This window comes from Psychrobacter sp. PG1 (assembly GCF_014897815.1).
Classification (GTDB): Bacteria; Pseudomonadota; Gammaproteobacteria; order Pseudomonadales; family Moraxellaceae; genus Psychrobacter.
Map to the genome: position 1 here is coordinate 200123 of NZ_JABUZG010000057.1, position 17228 is coordinate 217350.

Consider the following 17228-nt stretch of genomic DNA (forward strand, 5'->3'; position numbering starts at 1 on the left):
CTGCCTTGGCACAATAAGCATGCATAGCGATATTTGAGAAAGGGTGGTCGAATGATTAAGTAGGTTTTGCTTATTAATAACGCTAAATTATTAGCCGATTATTTGCTTAATAAGCAAAATTATTATAAATTTATTATTGATAATAATTATCGTTTGCATTATTATCTACGCCATTCTACCTCGGTTAATGAATATTAGGGTGTTATGAGTTCAACGGATTTAGACGCGCCACCACTTAAATTGATACTCGCAGCTATTATTATAGTGGTGGGCTTGCACGTGCTGACGGCAGTTGCATTGGTGGCGATCAAGACGCCTGAGATAAGAGTTGAACCAAAAAAAGACACACCACCTATCGAGATAGAGATGGTGACGTTACCTGTCAAAACGGCCGTCCCTGAAGTAGAAAAAGTTCAGGAAGTAACGCCCAAAAAAGCAGCGCCTAAAACAGAGTCAAAACCTGAATCTAAAAAACAAGCACCGTCAAAACCTAAAGTAGCTCCAGTAGTGAAGGCTAAGCAAAATACACCAGAAAAACCGGTGGTAAAAGCCAAAAAGGCTGATATAGCACCTGTCGTAAAAGTAGAAAAAAAGAAGCCTGATATTATTAAAAAAGAGGTGTCGAAAAAGCCAATAGTAGAATCGAAGGTGGATACCTCAATGGCTGATAGTCAACGTGAAGCTGAAGAACGACGTAAAATGCTAGCAGCAGAATCACAAAAGGCCGCTCAAGAAGCCCATGATAGAGCAGTGCAAGATGCTAAGATAATAGCCGATGCCAAGGCTGCCCGAGAGGCTCAAGCCGAAGCGAATGCCAGAAAAGCAGCAGAAGACAAAGCGGCTAAAGATGCCGCGCAAAAAGCCGCAGCCGCTGCAAGTAATGAACCTGTGAGCTTTACTGCTAGTGCTGCAGACTGGGCATCAGCGCCAAACTTTAGCTTTCCTACTCGAGCCGCTCGTAGAGCATCTTCGGGTGATACATTCAAAGTGGTATTGATATTAAGAGTGAATAAGCAGGGCGGTATTGATAGCGCCCGCGTTGCTCAATCTTCAGGCAATTCAATAGTAGATAAAGAGGCGCAGCGTCAAGTAAGCTCTGGAAAATTCAGACCTTTTACTAAAAATGGCGTACCCGTCGTCGGTAATGTGACATTACCTGTTACTTATAATGTGCCATAAATACATGGTTATTAGTACCAAGCATCGGCGCAATCGCAAATAATCGAACAATGGTAATAAAATACAAAGGAGTCTGACATGGACTTTATGCAATACTGGCAAATCAGCGACATGGTGACAAAAACTTTGTTCTTTTTGTTGCTTGCTTTATCTATTCTTTCTTGGGTGACAGGCATCATTCGTGTGCTACAAAGCCGCAAATTGGCCGCCAATGTTGCAGATGATTTGAATCAACAGATTCAAGTAAAACAGGCTGAGATGATAGCAGCAGATGCCACTACTCGCCGTTTGGTTACTGAGCAGATCTTGCTCAAGCATATTGGTCGTTACCGTTTTGCCAGTGAGCGTGGCTTACCTATTCTTGGGACGACGGCAGCAATTGCGCCATTTATCGGTTTGTTTGGGACGGTATGGGGAATTTTTCATGCGCTACATAATATTGGCATGAGTGGGCAAGCAGGCTTGGGACAAGTAGCAGGGCCAGTCGGTGAGGCACTTATCATGACAGGTTTAGGGATCGCCGTGGCGATTCCAGCCGTGGTGTTTTATAATCTTGCAGTGCGTATCAATCGCCGTGTGATGTATCACGCCAACGATAGAGCGCATGACTTATTAGCACGTTCTGCCGAAATGGTCGTTACCCAGCAGCCGTTAACGGACAGTAAATCGACTGTTACCCAAGATTCGTTAGCAAAGGGTATGCACTCGAACACAGCAGATGTTCAGCAAGTGACTCATTATCACAGTTCAGCCGCGTCGCAGCCTTAACGACTATCCATTGATGGGACAGTCCGTTAGGCGATAGTCAAGCGAGCTATATTGCGAATAACCAAATGTATTGAGAGTAATTATGGCATTTCAATTGGGTGATGATGACAGTCAAAGTATGAGTGAGATGAACCTCATTCCGCTTATCGACATCATGCTGGTATTGATGATTATATTTCTATTGACGGCGACCGTACTGAATCCGACAGTGCCACTAGAGCTGCCGAAGACCAGTGCTGCGTTAAATGAGGCGCCACCAGAGGCTATTCAAATTAGCATCGATAAAGACGCAGGGATATTTTGGGACAGCGATGCGATTAGCATGGAGGAGTTAGAGGCACGGTTACAACAGCAAAGTGCTGGAGGTAAAGACCCTTCTGTACAATTGCATGCTGACAAAGACAGTAAGTATGACACGGTCGCTCAAGTGCTAGCCGCTGCCAGTCAAGCAGGACTTACAAAGATAGCCTTTGTCAATGAATAAGGCGAGTCTATAAAAAACGTGATTATCATATGATGTTTGCTAGATAGCCAACCATCAAAAAGGTAGCTAATATAATAATAAAACAAAAATAATAAACTTTTCTCCAGCCTCAATGAGTACTTAAACCTCAAATTAAGTACTCATTGGGGTTTTCTTTTTACCAGCCATAGCCAAAGGGATGATAGCCGTAACCGAAGCGCCCAGGCCCGTAGCCAAACGGATAAGGCGAACGTAGGTAATCGAGATCACGTTGACGGATATAGTAGTAACGTCCTTGCGCGTAAGCTTCTTCTAGCTTTTCGATGCCTTCGAGCGGACAAACGGGCTGCCAGTCGTAGCCTTCGCGACCAAGTTTATAAGCATTGAGCTCGGTGCAGTAGCTTTTGAGACCTTGCTGTCGCCCTTGCTCCCATTGTATGCGGTTGGGCATGGGACCACCTACCTTTGCGCAGCTATCAGCGTAATGACCAAAATAAGCACCTGAACGCCCTTGCAAGCCATCAGCATAGCCGACTTCTTGCCAGTTGCTTTCCTGACATTGCTGCGGGGTAAGATTTTGCGTCGTTGCACAGCCTGATAGGGTAAATAAGGCAGCGCCTACTAGCGAGAGGGTAAGCCCAGTTTTACTCATGAGTTTATGGACACATTTGCTCGCTAGTGAAGTGGTCGATGAGTTTCGCTTAAGAAGATAATTCATAATAAACCTGCGCGCGTTTAAAATTATGGTTTATCATAGCACTTTTTGATGATGACAACTTTTTGTATCTCGTTATTATGCTGTTTTTTATTCGAGTTAAGTGTTTGATCTATTAGTACATATAGCCGAACCATCGAGATTCGAAAACGTGAGTGATTGGTGGTTATCAACTCATCATGCTTGATTTTTAACGGTTCGTGCTCATTATAAGCTTCTATATAGTAGCCAGTATTCAGACAATCGTTTGTTAAACAGCCATACATTAGAACGCTACTGGTTAGAAAATGACTGGTTAAAAAGTTACTGCTCAAACAATCAATGATTGCTTTTTTATAGTTAGCTGGGCAATCACTGTCTTTGTTGTAGCCTGTTGTATAGATAGTAGTGGTTTTATTTTTTAGTACATTTTCATTTATCCAAAAGGCCGGATCATCATGGGAACATTCATTGGCGTTATCATTGTACTATTTGTATTAGGGAGTATGATGGCGCTCAAACCTAACGGTATCGATCAGCGTTTGGATAAGCTGCGCATGACCGCGCGCCGTTTGCAATTGAATCCAAAGCTGGTGAGTTGCCCTGATTGGATCAAAGGTAAAGACAACGAATATGGGCGTGGAATGCTAGGTCAATACTGTTTAGTGTTAGATGATGTGCAGCTGCCGCACACGCGCTATCAAGTGATTGATGGGCAATGGCGACCAGATAGTAGTTTTATCGATACAACCAAAGATGATGTTAAGCTCACGATTCCAAGTGCGATTCGTGCTAATAACAGCACTAATAATACGATTATCAAGAAGACCAATTTTAGCTTGGATAAAGCGTCGCTAGATTTGCCAGTCAGTATTGAGCCGTTTGTTAAAGGTTTGCTGACTAAGGCCAATAGTATCGTGATTTATTGGGAAGATATCGCTTATGTGCGTCCTTCATCCAATCCCGCTTATCAGCAAAAATTGATTGAAGCAGATTTGTTGGTGCTCAAAAAACAGCTTGAACAATGGGCGTCAGAGATGCAAAAGCGCCTATAAAACGGCTACAAGGTAGAAAATAATTTTTTAATCTCCATTTATAAGCAATATGCAAGCACTTTTGGCAAACTCTCAGTCATTTACAGTTGACAGTGTAACGCTTAGCAGTGTAACGTCTTTATAACTGACTCTTTATCTTATGGTTATTGTTTGTTTTATAAACGTTTTTTTAAGCAGCTATTACTATAATGATTCACCGCGCTACTATAACTCACAATTATAAATTGCCATGCTGCTGTATTTATTCTTACTTTTAATTTACTCATATAATAATGGTGTCGTCACATATGGCAAAAACCGCAACCAAAAAAAGTCCAGCGCCCGCTGCTGGTAATCCCAAAGGCAGTCCAAAGGGCAAGTCTTTGGTGATTGTAGAATCACCTGCCAAGGCAAAAACAATCAATAAATACCTTGGCGATGACTTTATCGTGCGCTCCAGTATTGGTCATGTCCGTGATCTACCAGTTGGCGCAAGCAAAAGTGCAAAAAAACCAACAACGACCAAAAAAGATGACAGTCTAAGCAAAGAAGAAAAAACCCAGCAAGCCTTGGTACGGCGCATGGGCGTCGATCCAGAACATGACTGGGCAGCAGTTTATGAAGTATTACCAAATAAAACTAAGGTCATTAAAGAGCTTAAAGCCTTAGCTAAAGACGCTGACAAAATCTATCTGGCAACGGATATGGATAGAGAGGGGGAGGCGATTGCGTGGCATCTTAAAGAAGTCATCGGCGGCGCTGACAGTAAGTATGAGCGTGTGGTTTTTAATGAGATTACCAAATCTGCCATTCAAAATGCCTTTAAGCAGCCATCCAAACTTGATATCGATCGTGTCAATGCTCAGCAAGCACGGCGCTTTTTAGACCGTGTTGTTGGCTTTATGGTATCGCCGTTGCTGTGGCAAAAGGTTGCTCGTGGTCTCTCTGCAGGTCGCGTCCAGTCCGTTGCTATGCGTCTGGTCGTAGAAAGAGAACATGAAATTCGCGCCTTTACACCAGAAGAGTATTGGCAAATTCATGCCGATACTCACGTTGCCAGTAGCAAAAAGGACGCTGAGCAAATTGCGATTCGCTTAGAGGCGACCAAGCAAGGCGGCAAAACGCTTAAGCTCGTCAATAAAGAGCAGACAGATAAAGTCTTAGAAATTCTTAACTCAAGTGACTTTATCGTCAAAGAGCGTGAAGAGAAGCCAACGCAGTCGCGTCCGAGTGCGCCATTTATCACCTCGACATTACAGCAAGCAGCCAGCACACGATTGGGCTTTTCAGTTAAAAAGACCATGATTTTGGCACAGCGCTTATATGAAGCGGGTCATATTACTTATATGCGTACCGACTCGACTTTCTTATCTGGTGATGCACTTGCTGCGGTACGTGGCTATATCGAAGACAGCTATGGCGCAAAATACGTACCAGAAAAGCCAAATTTCTACGGCAACAAACAAGGCGCACAAGAGGCGCATGAGGCGATTCGTCCTTCTAACGTCAATATGAAGTCAACGCAGCTTAAAGGGGTCGAGCGTGATGCCATCCGCCTGTACGAGCTGATTTGGCGTCAGTTTGTCGCTTGTCAGATGCTGCCAGCAAAATATTTGTCAGTGAATCTATTCGTCGCTGCCAATGATGTCGAGCTAAAAGCACGTGGTCGTACGTTAGTATTTGATGGTTACACCAAGGTTATGCCACCGGCAAAAACTGACGATACCTTATTACCAGATGTGAAAAAAGGCGATAAATTAATACTAGATAAGCTCGATCCGAGTCAGCATTTCACCAAGCCGCCACCGCGCTATACCGAGGCAAGTTTGGTGAAAGAGCTTGAGAAAAAGGGCATCGGTCGTCCATCAACTTATGCGTCTATCATCTCGACCATTCAAGATCGCGGCTATGTAAAGCTTGAGAACAAGCGCCTGTTTGCTGAAAAAATGGGTGATATCGTCACCGACAGACTAACCGCAAGCTTCCCAGATTTGATGGATTATACCTTTACCGCCGCGCTAGAAGACAAGCTTGACCATGTCGCAGAAGGTGATACAGATTGGAAAGATGTCCTCGATAATTTCTATGGCGACTTCAAAACAACGCTTGATCGCGCCAAAGAAAAAGACGGTATGCGTCCAAATGATCCAACTGACGTACCAGACGTGCATTGCGATCTTTGCGATCGTCCAATGCAATTACGTACTGGCTCAACGGGTGTATTCTTAGGTTGTACTGGCTATAATTTACCGCCAAAAGAGCGCTGTAAAGGCACTAAGAATTTAATGCCCGTCGAAGCTTTTGCCAATCTTGATGAGGCAGAAGGCGATGATGAAGCGGCAGAAGTTCGCGATTTGATGGAGAAAAAGCGTTGCCCGAAATGTAGCACGGCAATGAATGGTTATATCGTCGATGGCGGTCTGAAACTGCATGTGTGTGGTAACAATCCTGATTGTGATGGTTATGTCTTAGAAGAAGGCAAGTTCGAAGTGCCTGGCTCTGATTCTCCAACCATTGACTGTAATAAGTGCGATGGACAAATGGAGCTAAAGACGGGACGTTTTGGTCCTTACTTCGCTTGTCAGCAATGTGATAATACGCGTAAAGTGCTAAAAACAGGCGAAGCCGCACCGCCGCGCATGGATCCTATTCATCTGCCAGAGCTGAAATCAACCAAGCACGATGATTACTTTATCTTGCGTGAAGGGGCAGCTGGGATGTTCTTGGCGGCGTCTAAATTCCCGAAAGTACGCGAGACACGCGCACCAAAGCTGGCTGAGCTACGCGAAATCAAAGATAAAATGGAAGATAAATTCCAGTATTTGTTTGAAGGTCCAGATGAAGATCCAGATGGTAATCCCACCATCTTACGCTGGTCACGTAAAAAGAAAGAGCAATATATCGGCTCTGAGAAAAACGGTAAGGCCACACGTTGGGGTGTGTATTGGCGTAATGGCAAGTGGGTAGAGGAATAAGTCTCCTTTACTTTTTACCTTGGTGATTGATTGTTAATATATGAGCTTTTGTATCATCAATATTGTTTTAAGCTATAAAATTTTAAACAAAAAAACCTCTTAGAATCTAAGAGGTTTTTTTGTGCTATTCATATTTGTGATATCAATAACAGCTAATCTCAGATGCTATTAGTTCTTTTCGATGATACCGCAAGCAACGCGGTCGCCTGCATTACCAGCTGGTTGGCTAGTATAGTCGTCAGCACCGCTATGCACGATAAAGGCTAGACGATTAACGCTATATTTACCTGCATCAGCGACAGAGATTTTCTTATTCACATAGTTAATAGTAGCCACGCCATCTGCATTGGCAGTCAGGTTAGGCAAGTCGCCAGCATGACCATTCATATCATCAGGATTAGAGTGAGGCTTATTGTCAGGATTAAAGTGACCACCTGCTGCTTTACCCATATCAGCACAGCTGCCTGTTTCATGAATATGTAATGATACCGTCTTGCCCGGCTGCAAATTCATCAGCTTACCGTAGACTTGTACGCCGCCATCAACTGGACGTAAGAATACTTGACCCACTTCATTTTTATTACCAGCGACTGCATTGATAGTAGATTTTAAGGCAGGTTGGCTAAGTGGATTGCCAGTTTGCATTTGACCTTCGACCGTTTGGCAACCCGTCATTACTAACGCTGAACCACATAATAGGGCACTTGCAAGCATTGTCTTATTCATTATTATCTCCAATTATTTTTAATATTTAGTTATTTTTGATAAAAAGCTAACTCTTGAAGGTTTATAGGTAAGTATCTTTTGATTTCTATAAACATTCGTTAATGTCGTCATCAGTATAGCTAAGGATTAGATATAGTTATTCATCAACTGCGCAACAATCGGTTAATAAATGTAAGTATCGTATGGGTTTTAAATTGTTTACGGGATTGTTTTTACTTCGTTTTGCCATACTAGAGTTTCGCCAGTCTCCATCGTTTGCAATAAATTATAGCGAGACATATCAGTCTGATCGTCTGCTGTTGGCGATATTGATTGTGAAGGTTGCAAACTCAAACTAAGAGTGCTCTGGCTATTACTGATAAGCTTAGCAAGTTCGCCCTCAATTCTATTACCAGTAACACCGCAGCCCATGAGCGTTTGTGGTCCCGAGCCAACTAGCAATGTATAATCTTTCATCAAAATATAAGGACCACCGATACCATTGCAGCTAGAACTAAAAAATGCGTATTGACTATCGTCATACCCTCTAAATTTTAGCGACACTGGAAACTCTGGATGATAAAAATGACCAATAGACTCTCGAGATATTACCTGCCCTTTGTCATTAAAAGTATTACGAACGGCGCTAACCAGCCGCCAGTCATAGTGCTCTAATAATGCCTTATCAATAGGGAGTCCAGTCGGTTCTTTAAATGTCCTAGGCGTACCATCAAATGTTAACGTATTGCCATTTTCGATTTTAATGACCAAGTTTTTCGATGCCATTTGAGTATTAACGAGTTTGATTTTTGCGACTGGTAATAGCTCAACATCTAACTTAATAATATTATTATCGTTAGGAAATAACTTTTTGATATTTGTGTTACTTACTTTATTTTCAGTAGCACTTTCGCAGGTCGAGGATCTTTCTCTAAGCTCGCTACCATACTCAAAAGGCGGTGCGGACATCCATACGAATTTGATAGCAAAATGTTGGCAGCCTTGAAACAAGCTTAACGAACTGGGCGCAATTTCTAAAGTAATCGGCGCGTCAGTGTTAATATTAATAGCGTTACTTTTTTTGTCTTTAACTTGTGTTAACTGCCAATAATAATTACTTGCCCATTGCAGCGTCATAACTTCATTAGCTGTTTCATCAGCTACCACTACAATTTTTTCTTCCAGCTTTTCAGTTTTTATGATGGGCTGATATGATATTGGAGCAGAAGTGCTAGAGCCAGTCACTATTGAGTTAGCAGGTGTAGAATTATCTTTTGCAATATTAGACTGACAACCTATTAGCGCTGCTGGAAAAGAGATAGCGAGCAATAAAGATAGCGTTAAGCGGTTTAAAATCAGGTGGTTTAACATTATAGCTATTACCAAATAAACATTTGTCTAAAATATAGCATAAGGTATTATTAAAGATGTTCTTTATTTTTGCCAAAAAAAAGCCGCTCATTATAGTAATGAGCGGCTCTTATTTCTTAAGAATTGAATATCAAATAATCAATTAGTTATGCAATGCTTTGCTTGAGGTTTTATCGACTGTGACTTTCGCAAGCTTAAGAGGAACTGGCATACTGACCAAGGCAACCTTCAATATCTCATCAATCGTTGCCACTGGCTGAATAGTCAGACCGGCTTTGACGTTATCAGGGATATCAGCTAAGTCACGCTCATTAGTCGCTGGAATCAACACATGCTTGATTCCACCTCGATGAGCAGCTAGTAGCTTCTCTTTGAGACCACCGATACGCAGGATTTTACCGCGTAGTGTAATCTCACCCGTCATAGCGATATCTGGACGAATAGCAATGCCCGTCAATGCAGAGACTAGCGCTGTGGTAAGAGCACCACCAGCTGATGGGCCATCTTTCGGGGTCGCGCCTTCTGGCATATGCACATGGACGTCAGTCGTCTTAAAGGTTTCATAATCAATACCTAAGCTATCACCGCGAGCACGTACCACGCTCATGGCAGCGCGAATCGATTCTTTCATCACGTCACCGAGCGAACCGGTAAAGCTTAGCTCGCCTTTACCTTTCATCGCCACCGCTTCGATAGTAAGTAGCTCACCACCGACTTGCGTCCAAGCAAGCCCCGTAATACGACCAATCTCAGGCTCTTCTTCAGCCAGACCATAATCGTACTGATGGACACCGAGATAATCATCGATATTTTTGTCATCGACCACAACCAGCTGACGTTCTGCTTTTTTCGGAGCGCGGGCGCCATGGCTTTCAACCGAACCGCGAACCACTTTACGGCAGATTTTATTGACTTCACGCTCAAGGTTACGCACACCGGCTTCACGGGTATAGCTACGCACGATGCTATGTAATGCCGCTTCTACAATCTCAATTTCGCCTTCTTTGAGACCGTTATTCTTGATCGCTTTTGGCACAAGATACTTCTGCGCGATATTGACCTTTTCTTCTTCGGTATAGCCCGGCAGACGAATGACTTCCATCCGGTCAAGCAGGGCAGGCGGGATATCCATGCTGTTGGCAGTACAGATAAACATCACTTGCGATAAATCTAAATCCATATCTAAATAATGGTCGTTAAACGTATCGTTCTGTGAGGGATCTAACACTTCAAGCAATGCTGAGGCTGGATCACCGCGGAAGTCTTGCGCCATTTTATCGATTTCATCTAACAAAAACAGCGGGTTTTTAACTTCAACTTTGGCCAGCGATTGAACAACTTTACCCGGCATCGCGCCGATATAAGTGCGGCGATGACCACGGATTTCCGCTTCATCACGCACGCCGCCAAGCGCCATACGTACAAATTTACGACCAGTCGCACGGGCAATCGACTCGCCTAATGAGGTTTTACCAACACCTGGAGGACCGACTAAACAAAGAATCGGACCGCGAAGTTTTTTCACTCTTGATTGCACGGCGAGGTATTCTAAGATGCGATCTTTCACATCTTGCAAGCCGTAATGATCTTCGTCCAATACCGTTTTTGCTTTTTCTAAATTGATGGAAACCTTGGTTGTGGCATTCCACGGTGTGTCCAAAATCCATTCAATATAGTTGCGCACCACTGACGACTCACTCGAGGCAGGTGGCATCATTTTGAGCTTTTTCAGCTCTTGATCCGCTTTTTTACGCACATCTTCTGGCAAGTCGGCATCTTCTAGACGCTGCTCTAGCTCAGCCACATCATCTTCGCCATCAAACGCACCGTCATTCATATCTGACAGCTCATTTTTAATGGCTTTCATCTTCTCGTTTAAGAAGTATTCGCGCTGATTGTCTTCCATTTGCTGACGGACAGCTTCTTGGATATCTTGCTCGATATTTTGTTCAGCACTCTGCTTAACCAAATATTCGGTTAAGGTATTGATATGGGTTTTAAGGTCATCATTTTCTAAGAATGATTGCTTAATATCTAAATCCATCGATACACGGGTCGAGATGAAATAGACCAACTCAAGCAAATCATCGATACGTTTTGCCACACGAGTCAGCTCGCGAGCATTACGCAGACGCGCATCCGCATAGCTTTCAAACAATGTGGTCAATGCTTGAATCGTGTTTTTCTGCTGGCTCTCATCCATACTGACATCAAGGTCAGCACGCTCAAAGCTTGCCATCAATAATGTGTCGTGATTTTCTATAGTATCAACGCGCGCACGGTATTGACCTTCGATCAATACTTTGATGCAATTTTCATCGCTATCATGCGGCATAGTGCTGACGATGCGGCAAACCGTTCCGTACTGATACAAGTTATCTTGATCAATATCTTCGGTTAGCGAGTCTTTTTGCGCCACGACCAATACTTTATTGCCATACTCAGCTTGTGCCAATTCCACGGCTTTTACCGACGGCGCACGGCCGACAAATAAGGCAATTTGCATGTGCGGATAAACAACCACATCACGCAATGCTAGTAGTGGTAAATAGTTTTCTGTACCGTCACCTTTTATACTATCGTCTTTTGCGTCATCGTCTTCAATAGTGTTGTCCTTGTCTTCATTATCTTTATCATCACTATCTTTGCTATCACCATCTTCAACGCGATCAGCTGTTATAGCTACATCACCTGTCGTATCGTCAGGCGCGCTGTCTCGCTCCTGATCATCAGCAACAGTAGATGAAACGTCGACATCGATGTCGATATTGTCTTGGGTAATTTTATGTTCACTCATATATTCTTCCTCGTTCACCAGACTTGTAAAGTCAAGTTCGTGGTTCATGTTTAGATAAATGGTGCTCACCGATAAAATTGCAAGGCTTGTAGGCAAAGTCACACGCTTATCTGCGCAAAATAGTTATATCTATCTAAAGACTGCGAGTCATATTGTTATTCATAATTTTAAATATTAGCTGAAATTTAATGTATACAGAGCATGGGTAAGAAGTCGTAGCTAACACCTATTGGGTTCTGTGCGTAGGATTTGTGTGCAAAATAAGGTAAACTGACGCGCGTCTTAAACGGTGGTTTAAGCATCAAGCGGTTTAGAGGCAAGGGTGATATCTATCGTCCATGAGATATTAATAGGTCTTAATCAGGCTATAGCAGACAGAATAAGAGGCAATATATGACCATCAATGCGGTACTGCTGGCAGTCATCATCATGCTAGGGCTGTCTTTGGCGCGTGTACACGTGGTACTCAGCTTATTAATCGGTGCGCTGGCAGGCGGACTCATCGCTGGTTTGGGTATGACCGATACTTTGAATGCCTTTCAAGAAGGTATCCGTAATGGCGCACAAATTGCGCTGTCATATGCGCTGCTTGGGGCTTTTGCAGTGGCGATTGCGCATTCAGGATTGCCACAGTCACTGGCAGGGGCGGTGATAAAACGCATTGATGCGGGCGGCGCAGGTATAGGGGCAGGTGGCATGATTAAATACATGCTGTTTGCAGGTTTAATCACCATGAGCTGCTTTAGCCAAAACTTAATTCCTATTCATATTGCCTTTATTCCATTGCTGGTACCGCCATTATTGCTCGCCTTTAATCGTATGCACATCGATAGACGTTTAATTGCTTGTCTACTGACTTTTGGTCTTGTGACCACTTACATGTTTATTCCGTATGGCTTTGGCGATATTTATCTCAATCAAATCATGCTGAAAAACGTCGGTGAAGCAGGCATTGATATCAGTAACATCTCAGTTACCAAAGCCATGGCAATTCCGGCTTTGGGTATGTTTGTAGGCTTGCTCGTCGCCGTATTTATCAGCTACCGTAAACCGCGCCAGTATCAGCAGCTAGCAATTGATAAAGCTGCGCATGATGACGTGTTAGAGGGTGATGCGTTAAGCAAAACCGCAGCTAGTGCGCAAGCACAAAGTAAGATGAAAACGTTGGTGGCGCTTGCCGCGATTGTGACGGCATTTGTGGTGCAGATGTATACCGACTCACTTTTGCTTGGCTCAATGTTTGGCTTTGGCGTCTTTATGGCGACGGGCGTCGTTAAATGGAGTGAAGCCGATACAGTCTTTAATGACGGTATCAAATTGATGGCGATGATTGGCTTTATTATGATTACCGCGCAGGGTTTTGCGGAAGTCATGAAAGCGACTGAGCAGATTCAGCCCTTGGTTGATGGTGCCGCGTCATTATTCGCAGGTAATAAAGCGATAGCCGCATTTATTATGCTATTAATTGGTTTAATTGTGACCATGGGTATTGGTTCGTCATTCTCGACCATTCCTATCTTGGCCGCGATTTATGTGCCGCTATGTATCTCTTTAGGGTTTTCGCCTTTAGCAACCGTGGCGATTATTGGTACGGCTGGCGCGCTCGGTGATGCAGGTTCTCCAGCGTCAGATTCGACTCTTGGACCCACTTCTGGTCTAAATATCGACGGTCAGCATGACCATATCAAGGACAGTGTGGTGCCGACATTCTTGCATTACAATATTCCATTATTGATATTTGGTTGGATTGCAGCGATGGTGTTGTAGGCTATCAAAGTTAAGTAGAGTTTGGTGTAGGCTGGGTTTTTAACCCAGCTTTAAAATGTCAATTACCTTGTTATTAAACTGATTCTCTACGAAAAAATCGCCTTAAAACACATAAATAGACCTGCCACAAGCAAAGCAATAAAAATAGCAAAGAGGACAAAAACGTCCAAAAAATCATCCCACTTAATGACGGCGGTGCATGCATCGCCATCATACCGAAACCAAATAAAAATAAAATGCTAGTCCCCAGCATAGTGAAAAACTTCCAGCGACTATCCATATATACATCCATAGTCACCAGTAAGCTTAAATGAAACAGCATTGCCATTATTAATATAACGACTAATTCTATAGGATAGGGATGCGGAAGAGGAATATTCTGAACGTGAAGTAAATAGGGATCTGTGCTAAAACCTAAAGTGATAATAAGACCGACGAAAATGATCCACAAAATAGCAAAAACTACCCTTAGTGGTTTTGAGCGAAAGTAGCTCATTGTTGTCTTTCCAAATCCTCTATGGGTCTTTATTGTCATTTTCAAAATCTTTTATCCCATCATTCAAACCACGCAAAAACGCATCACTCTGCGCCAGTAATTCATTTAAGCGTTTCTCATTAACCACCTTTGCTAATTCATCGGAGTTGAAGGACTGTTCTTGACTATAGTAACGCAACTCTCTAGCGTCCTCGTTACCTAACGTTTGCAAATACTCATCCACATGATCAGCGCTAGAGTTAGTATCCATCGCTTTCTTATCCTCTTTCATCTAAACGACCTTATGCCACTTGGCGTAATTAAGCCATCTAGTGGCACATCCCACGGTTGCCGCTGTAATTGTTCAACCACTTGAAAATCATAACACCAGCCAATTTTTAATGGCTTTTTAGCGCCTGACCGATAGCTTTTGTTAAGGGTCGTATCATAAAAGCCGCCACCCATGCCCATACGATTGCCGTTTAGGTCTACTGCTACTAACGGACAGATAATAACATTCAATTCGCGCGCCCAAAGTAGACGGCGATGATGGTTTTGCTTCATACCTAAGCTATGAATGCGCGTCGGTATATTCAGCAGTTTCGACTGATAAATAGGCACAAAGCGCAGACGTTTATCATCATTACCATTTCTAGTACGACCGAGCGAGCCAACTACTGGCAAGTAAGGTAAATAGCCTAAGCGTTGACACCAATCCAATAGTAGCTGAGTAGGTAATTCGCCAAAGCCATCGTAATATAAACCAATACGCGCACGCGGTGCTAAGCGTTGTTGCAACTTAACTAAATGCAAACTTGCCATGCGCGCGTAATGTCTACGTTCGCCAGCCGTTAATTGCCGACGCTGACGGGTAAATTGCCGTCTCGGCGGATTGCTAACGGTAGATGTCTGAAACTCAGAATGTTTTAACTCAGGATGCATAGATAGACTATCCCATAATGTATTAAATTGATGATGGCTGTTGCTTGTAGAGAGCAGCAATGGCTATTTGTGAATATTCAACACGGTCTAGTCATGCTATCATAACGCCACTTTACAGCGTATTTTCCTTTATGTGCAGCGTGTGTTGCACTTTTTTCGCAGCAGCTATACAACAAACCATCAAAGAGGGTAGTTATGTCGACACAGAATCAGGCAACTCGTACCGAAAAAGATACCATGGGCAACGTGGAAGTCCCAGCTGACGCTTATTGGGGTGCGCAAACTCAGCGTAGCCGTGAGAACTTTAAAATCGGTGGCGAGACGTTGCCACGTCCAATGATTGAAGCAATGGCACTGGTCAAAAAAGCCGCTGCAATCACCAATGCAAGCCTAGAGCGTATCGACGCTGACAAGCGCGATTTAATCGTGCAAGCCGCTGATGAAATCATCAATGGTGGCCTAATCGATCAGTTTCCATTGGTTGTATGGCAGACGGGTTCTGGTACGCAGTCAAACATGAACATGAACGAAGTGTTGGCCAACCGTGCCAACGAAATTGCTGGTTCTGAGCGCGGCAGCTACACGCCGATTCACCCAAATGATCATGTCAATCATGCTCAATCTACCAACGACAGCTTCCCAACGGCGATTCGTGTTGCCGCTGCTCGTGAAATCAACAGCCTGCTTATCCCAGCGGTAAAAGCACTACGCGACACATTAGCGGCTAAAGCCAAAGAATTCGATAGCATTGTTAAAATCGGTCGTACGCATTTACAAGACGCCACACCTTTGACTTTGGGTCAAGAGTTTAGCGGCTATGTTAGCCAACTTGACCACTCATTGACTCGTATTGATAATGCACTACAAGGTCTATATGAATTGCCATTAGGTGGTACTGCGGTTGGTACGGGTCTAAACGCCCATCCTGATTACGCGGTAAAATCAGCTGAGCAATTATCAACCTTGTCTGGTCTACCATTTGTGACGTCACCAAATAAATTTGAAGCATTAGCCGCTCGTGATGCTGAAGTATTTGCTTCTGGCGCACTAAAAACCCTAGCGGGTAGCTTGAATAAAATCGCTAACGACGTACGTTGGTTAGCGTCAGGTCCTCGTTGTGGTCTGGGCGAATTGACAATTCCTGAAAATGAGCCAGGCTCATCTATCATGCCGGGTAAAGTAAACCCAACTCAGTCAGAAGCGATGACCATGGTTGTCGCTCAAGTAATGGGTAATGATGTCACTATCAGCATGGCTGGCGCATCAGGTAACTTTGAACTCAACGTTTATAAGCCAGTTATCGCGTTTAACTTATTGCAATCTATCAAACTCTTGGGTGATGGCTGCAACAGCTTCAATGAAAACTGTGCCGTTGGTATCGAGCCAGTAAAAGATAAAATCGATGACTTCTTGCATAATTCATTGATGCTAGTAACGGCATTGAACCGTCATGTCGGTTATGAAAATGCGGCGAAAATCGCTAAAACTGCTTATAAAGAAAACAAAACTTTGAAGCAAGTTGCGGTTGAGCTAGAGCTATTAACTGAAGCTCAGTTTGATGAGTGGGTTATTCCTGCTGATATGGTAAACCCTAAGTAAGCAGTAGACCAAATAATGATGTGCTACGGCGTCAGAATCGCTTAATGTACGAGCAGTACAATTTGCACTCGTCTTTCTGGTAGCAGCGTCATATTTATTCCACTTAGAATTTATAAACAAAAAGACCTTGTCATCCTTTATAAACGGATGTTCAGGGTCTTTTTTTGTCTATTAATTGAAGTACATACATCGAGCGAAACAATGTCTTACCCTCAAACAACAAGTCAACTAATATTTATAACGAGTAAAACTAAAACCTTGGTTAGAATAAGCACATAGGTAAGTGATGATGAAAAATAATTTTTAAATCATCATAGTAAATCAACACATGCACAATAAGAGCGAACGATTAGACTAACTAAAAATAGTTCGCCGCTAACGTCCCTGTTTGTATTCTCTTATCTATGACCATTCTAATTATACTTGGATTCAACATCGAAGTGCAACGCACCCGAATCT

The 17228-nt window shown here is 43.2% G+C and carries 14 protein-coding genes; 7 read left to right on the plus strand and 7 right to left on the minus strand.

All coding sequences use genetic code 11. The annotated features are described in order from the left end of the window. Positions 1–204 precede the first annotated feature (204 nt). The 3 genes from INT03_RS08915 (at position 205) to INT03_RS08925 (ending at position 2431) form a co-directional block, all read left to right on the plus strand. Entirely contained in the window at positions 205–1179 is a 975-nt protein-coding gene (locus INT03_RS08915) for an energy transducer TonB (RefSeq protein WP_193008661.1), read from the plus strand. 78 nt (positions 1180–1257) lie between these two features. Continuing rightward, positions 1258–1947, plus strand: a complete 690-nt coding sequence (locus INT03_RS08920) for a MotA/TolQ/ExbB proton channel family protein (RefSeq protein ID WP_045453206.1) — start codon at positions 1258–1260, stop codon at positions 1945–1947. An 82-nt stretch (positions 1948–2029) separates the two neighbouring features. Beyond that, complete coding sequence (locus INT03_RS08925) at positions 2030–2431, plus strand: ExbD/TolR family protein (RefSeq protein ID WP_193008662.1); 402 nt, start codon at positions 2030–2032, stop codon at positions 2429–2431. Positions 2432–2588: 157 nt separating this feature from the next. Here the strand turns inward: INT03_RS08925 and INT03_RS08930 are convergent, their stop codons facing one another. Next, on the minus strand, positions 2589–3062 hold the full coding sequence (locus INT03_RS08930) for a DUF2799 domain-containing protein (protein WP_109589456.1): 474 nt from the start codon (positions 3060–3062) through the stop codon (positions 2589–2591). A 500-nt stretch (positions 3063–3562) separates the two neighbouring features. On the opposite strand from INT03_RS08930, the gene INT03_RS08935 reads away from it, so the two are divergent. Continuing rightward, complete coding sequence (locus INT03_RS08935) at positions 3563–4159, plus strand: hypothetical protein (protein WP_193008663.1); 597 nt, start codon at positions 3563–3565, stop codon at positions 4157–4159. Positions 4160–4446: 287 nt separating this feature from the next. Further along, positions 4447–7113, plus strand: a complete 2667-nt coding sequence (gene topA, locus INT03_RS08940) for a type I DNA topoisomerase (protein WP_193008664.1) — start codon at positions 4447–4449, stop codon at positions 7111–7113. 168 nt (positions 7114–7281) lie between these two features. On the opposite strand, the gene INT03_RS08945 is transcribed toward topA, so the two are convergent. The 3 genes from INT03_RS08945 to lon form a co-directional block, all read right to left on the minus strand. Then, positions 7282–7839, minus strand: coding sequence for a superoxide dismutase family protein (locus INT03_RS08945; protein WP_045444459.1), 558 nt, complete (start codon positions 7837–7839; stop codon positions 7282–7284). Between the two features lie 198 nt (positions 7840–8037). After that, positions 8038–9189: a hypothetical protein gene (locus tag INT03_RS08950; RefSeq protein ID WP_193008665.1), complete on the minus strand. Its 1152-nt coding sequence runs from the start codon at positions 9187–9189 to the stop codon at positions 8038–8040. A 142-nt stretch (positions 9190–9331) separates the two neighbouring features. After that, a complete protein-coding gene (gene lon, locus INT03_RS08955) occupies positions 9332–11764 on the minus strand; it encodes an endopeptidase La (RefSeq protein WP_193008685.1) in 2433 nt (810 codons plus the stop codon). A gap of 615 nt (positions 11765–12379) precedes the next feature. Between lon and INT03_RS08960 the strand changes: the two genes are divergently transcribed. Further along, positions 12380–13753 carry a Na+/H+ antiporter family protein gene (locus INT03_RS08960; RefSeq protein ID WP_193008666.1) on the plus strand — a complete coding sequence of 458 codons (1374 nt, stop codon included), beginning with the start codon at positions 12380–12382 and terminating at the stop codon, positions 13751–13753. Between the two features lie 73 nt (positions 13754–13826). Here the strand turns inward: INT03_RS08960 and INT03_RS08965 are convergent, their stop codons facing one another. Genes INT03_RS08965 through INT03_RS08975 form a run of 3 tightly spaced genes read right to left on the minus strand, consistent with a single transcriptional unit; the run spans position 13827 to position 15170 of the window. Next, the gene (locus INT03_RS08965; RefSeq protein WP_193008667.1) at positions 13827–14288 is read right to left on the minus strand and encodes a hypothetical protein; all 462 of its coding nucleotides are present in this window, start codon (positions 14286–14288) and stop codon (positions 13827–13829) included. Next, positions 14269–14520, minus strand: coding sequence for a hypothetical protein (locus INT03_RS08970; RefSeq protein ID WP_193008668.1), 252 nt, complete (start codon positions 14518–14520; stop codon positions 14269–14271). The genes INT03_RS08965 and INT03_RS08970 overlap by 20 nt, the downstream gene beginning before the upstream one ends. Beyond that, positions 14517–15170: a 5-formyltetrahydrofolate cyclo-ligase gene (locus INT03_RS08975; protein WP_193008669.1), complete on the minus strand. Its 654-nt coding sequence runs from the start codon at positions 15168–15170 to the stop codon at positions 14517–14519. The genes INT03_RS08970 and INT03_RS08975 overlap by 4 nt, the downstream gene beginning before the upstream one ends. 195 nt (positions 15171–15365) lie before the next feature. On the opposite strand from INT03_RS08975, the gene fumC reads away from it, so the two are divergent. Further along, positions 15366–16769 (plus strand): class II fumarate hydratase, encoded by a 1404-nt coding sequence (gene fumC / locus INT03_RS08980; RefSeq protein ID WP_193008670.1) that lies wholly within the window; start codon positions 15366–15368, stop codon positions 16767–16769. The last annotated feature ends 459 nt before the right edge of the window (positions 16770–17228 follow it).

What these genes read in the sequence shown, in the direction of transcription:
- INT03_RS08950 (WP_193008665.1), bottom strand. Translation starts at nt 9,189, where the DNA reads ATGTTAAACCACCTGATTTTAAACCGCTTAACGCTATCTTTATTGCTC.
- INT03_RS08925 (WP_193008662.1), top strand. Translation starts at nt 2,030, where the DNA reads ATGGCATTTCAATTGGGTGATGATGACAGTCAAAGTATGAGTGAGATG.
- INT03_RS08975 (WP_193008669.1), bottom strand. Translation starts at nt 15,170, where the DNA reads ATGCATCCTGAGTTAAAACATTCTGAGTTTCAGACATCTACCGTTAGC.
- INT03_RS08930 (WP_109589456.1), bottom strand. Translation starts at nt 3,062, where the DNA reads ATGAGTAAAACTGGGCTTACCCTCTCGCTAGTAGGCGCTGCCTTATTT.
- INT03_RS08915 (WP_193008661.1), top strand. Translation starts at nt 205, where the DNA reads ATGAGTTCAACGGATTTAGACGCGCCACCACTTAAATTGATACTCGCA.
- INT03_RS08935 (WP_193008663.1), top strand. Translation starts at nt 3,563, where the DNA reads ATGGGAACATTCATTGGCGTTATCATTGTACTATTTGTATTAGGGAGT.
- INT03_RS08965 (WP_193008667.1), bottom strand. Translation starts at nt 14,288, where the DNA reads ATGACAATAAAGACCCATAGAGGATTTGGAAAGACAACAATGAGCTAC.
- INT03_RS08920 (WP_045453206.1), top strand. Translation starts at nt 1,258, where the DNA reads ATGGACTTTATGCAATACTGGCAAATCAGCGACATGGTGACAAAAACT.
- fumC (WP_193008670.1), top strand. Translation starts at nt 15,366, where the DNA reads ATGTCGACACAGAATCAGGCAACTCGTACCGAAAAAGATACCATGGGC.
- INT03_RS08945 (WP_045444459.1), bottom strand. Translation starts at nt 7,839, where the DNA reads ATGAATAAGACAATGCTTGCAAGTGCCCTATTATGTGGTTCAGCGTTA.
- INT03_RS08970 (WP_193008668.1), bottom strand. Translation starts at nt 14,520, where the DNA reads ATGAAAGAGGATAAGAAAGCGATGGATACTAACTCTAGCGCTGATCAT.
- topA (WP_193008664.1), top strand. Translation starts at nt 4,447, where the DNA reads ATGGCAAAAACCGCAACCAAAAAAAGTCCAGCGCCCGCTGCTGGTAAT.
- INT03_RS08960 (WP_193008666.1), top strand. Translation starts at nt 12,380, where the DNA reads ATGACCATCAATGCGGTACTGCTGGCAGTCATCATCATGCTAGGGCTG.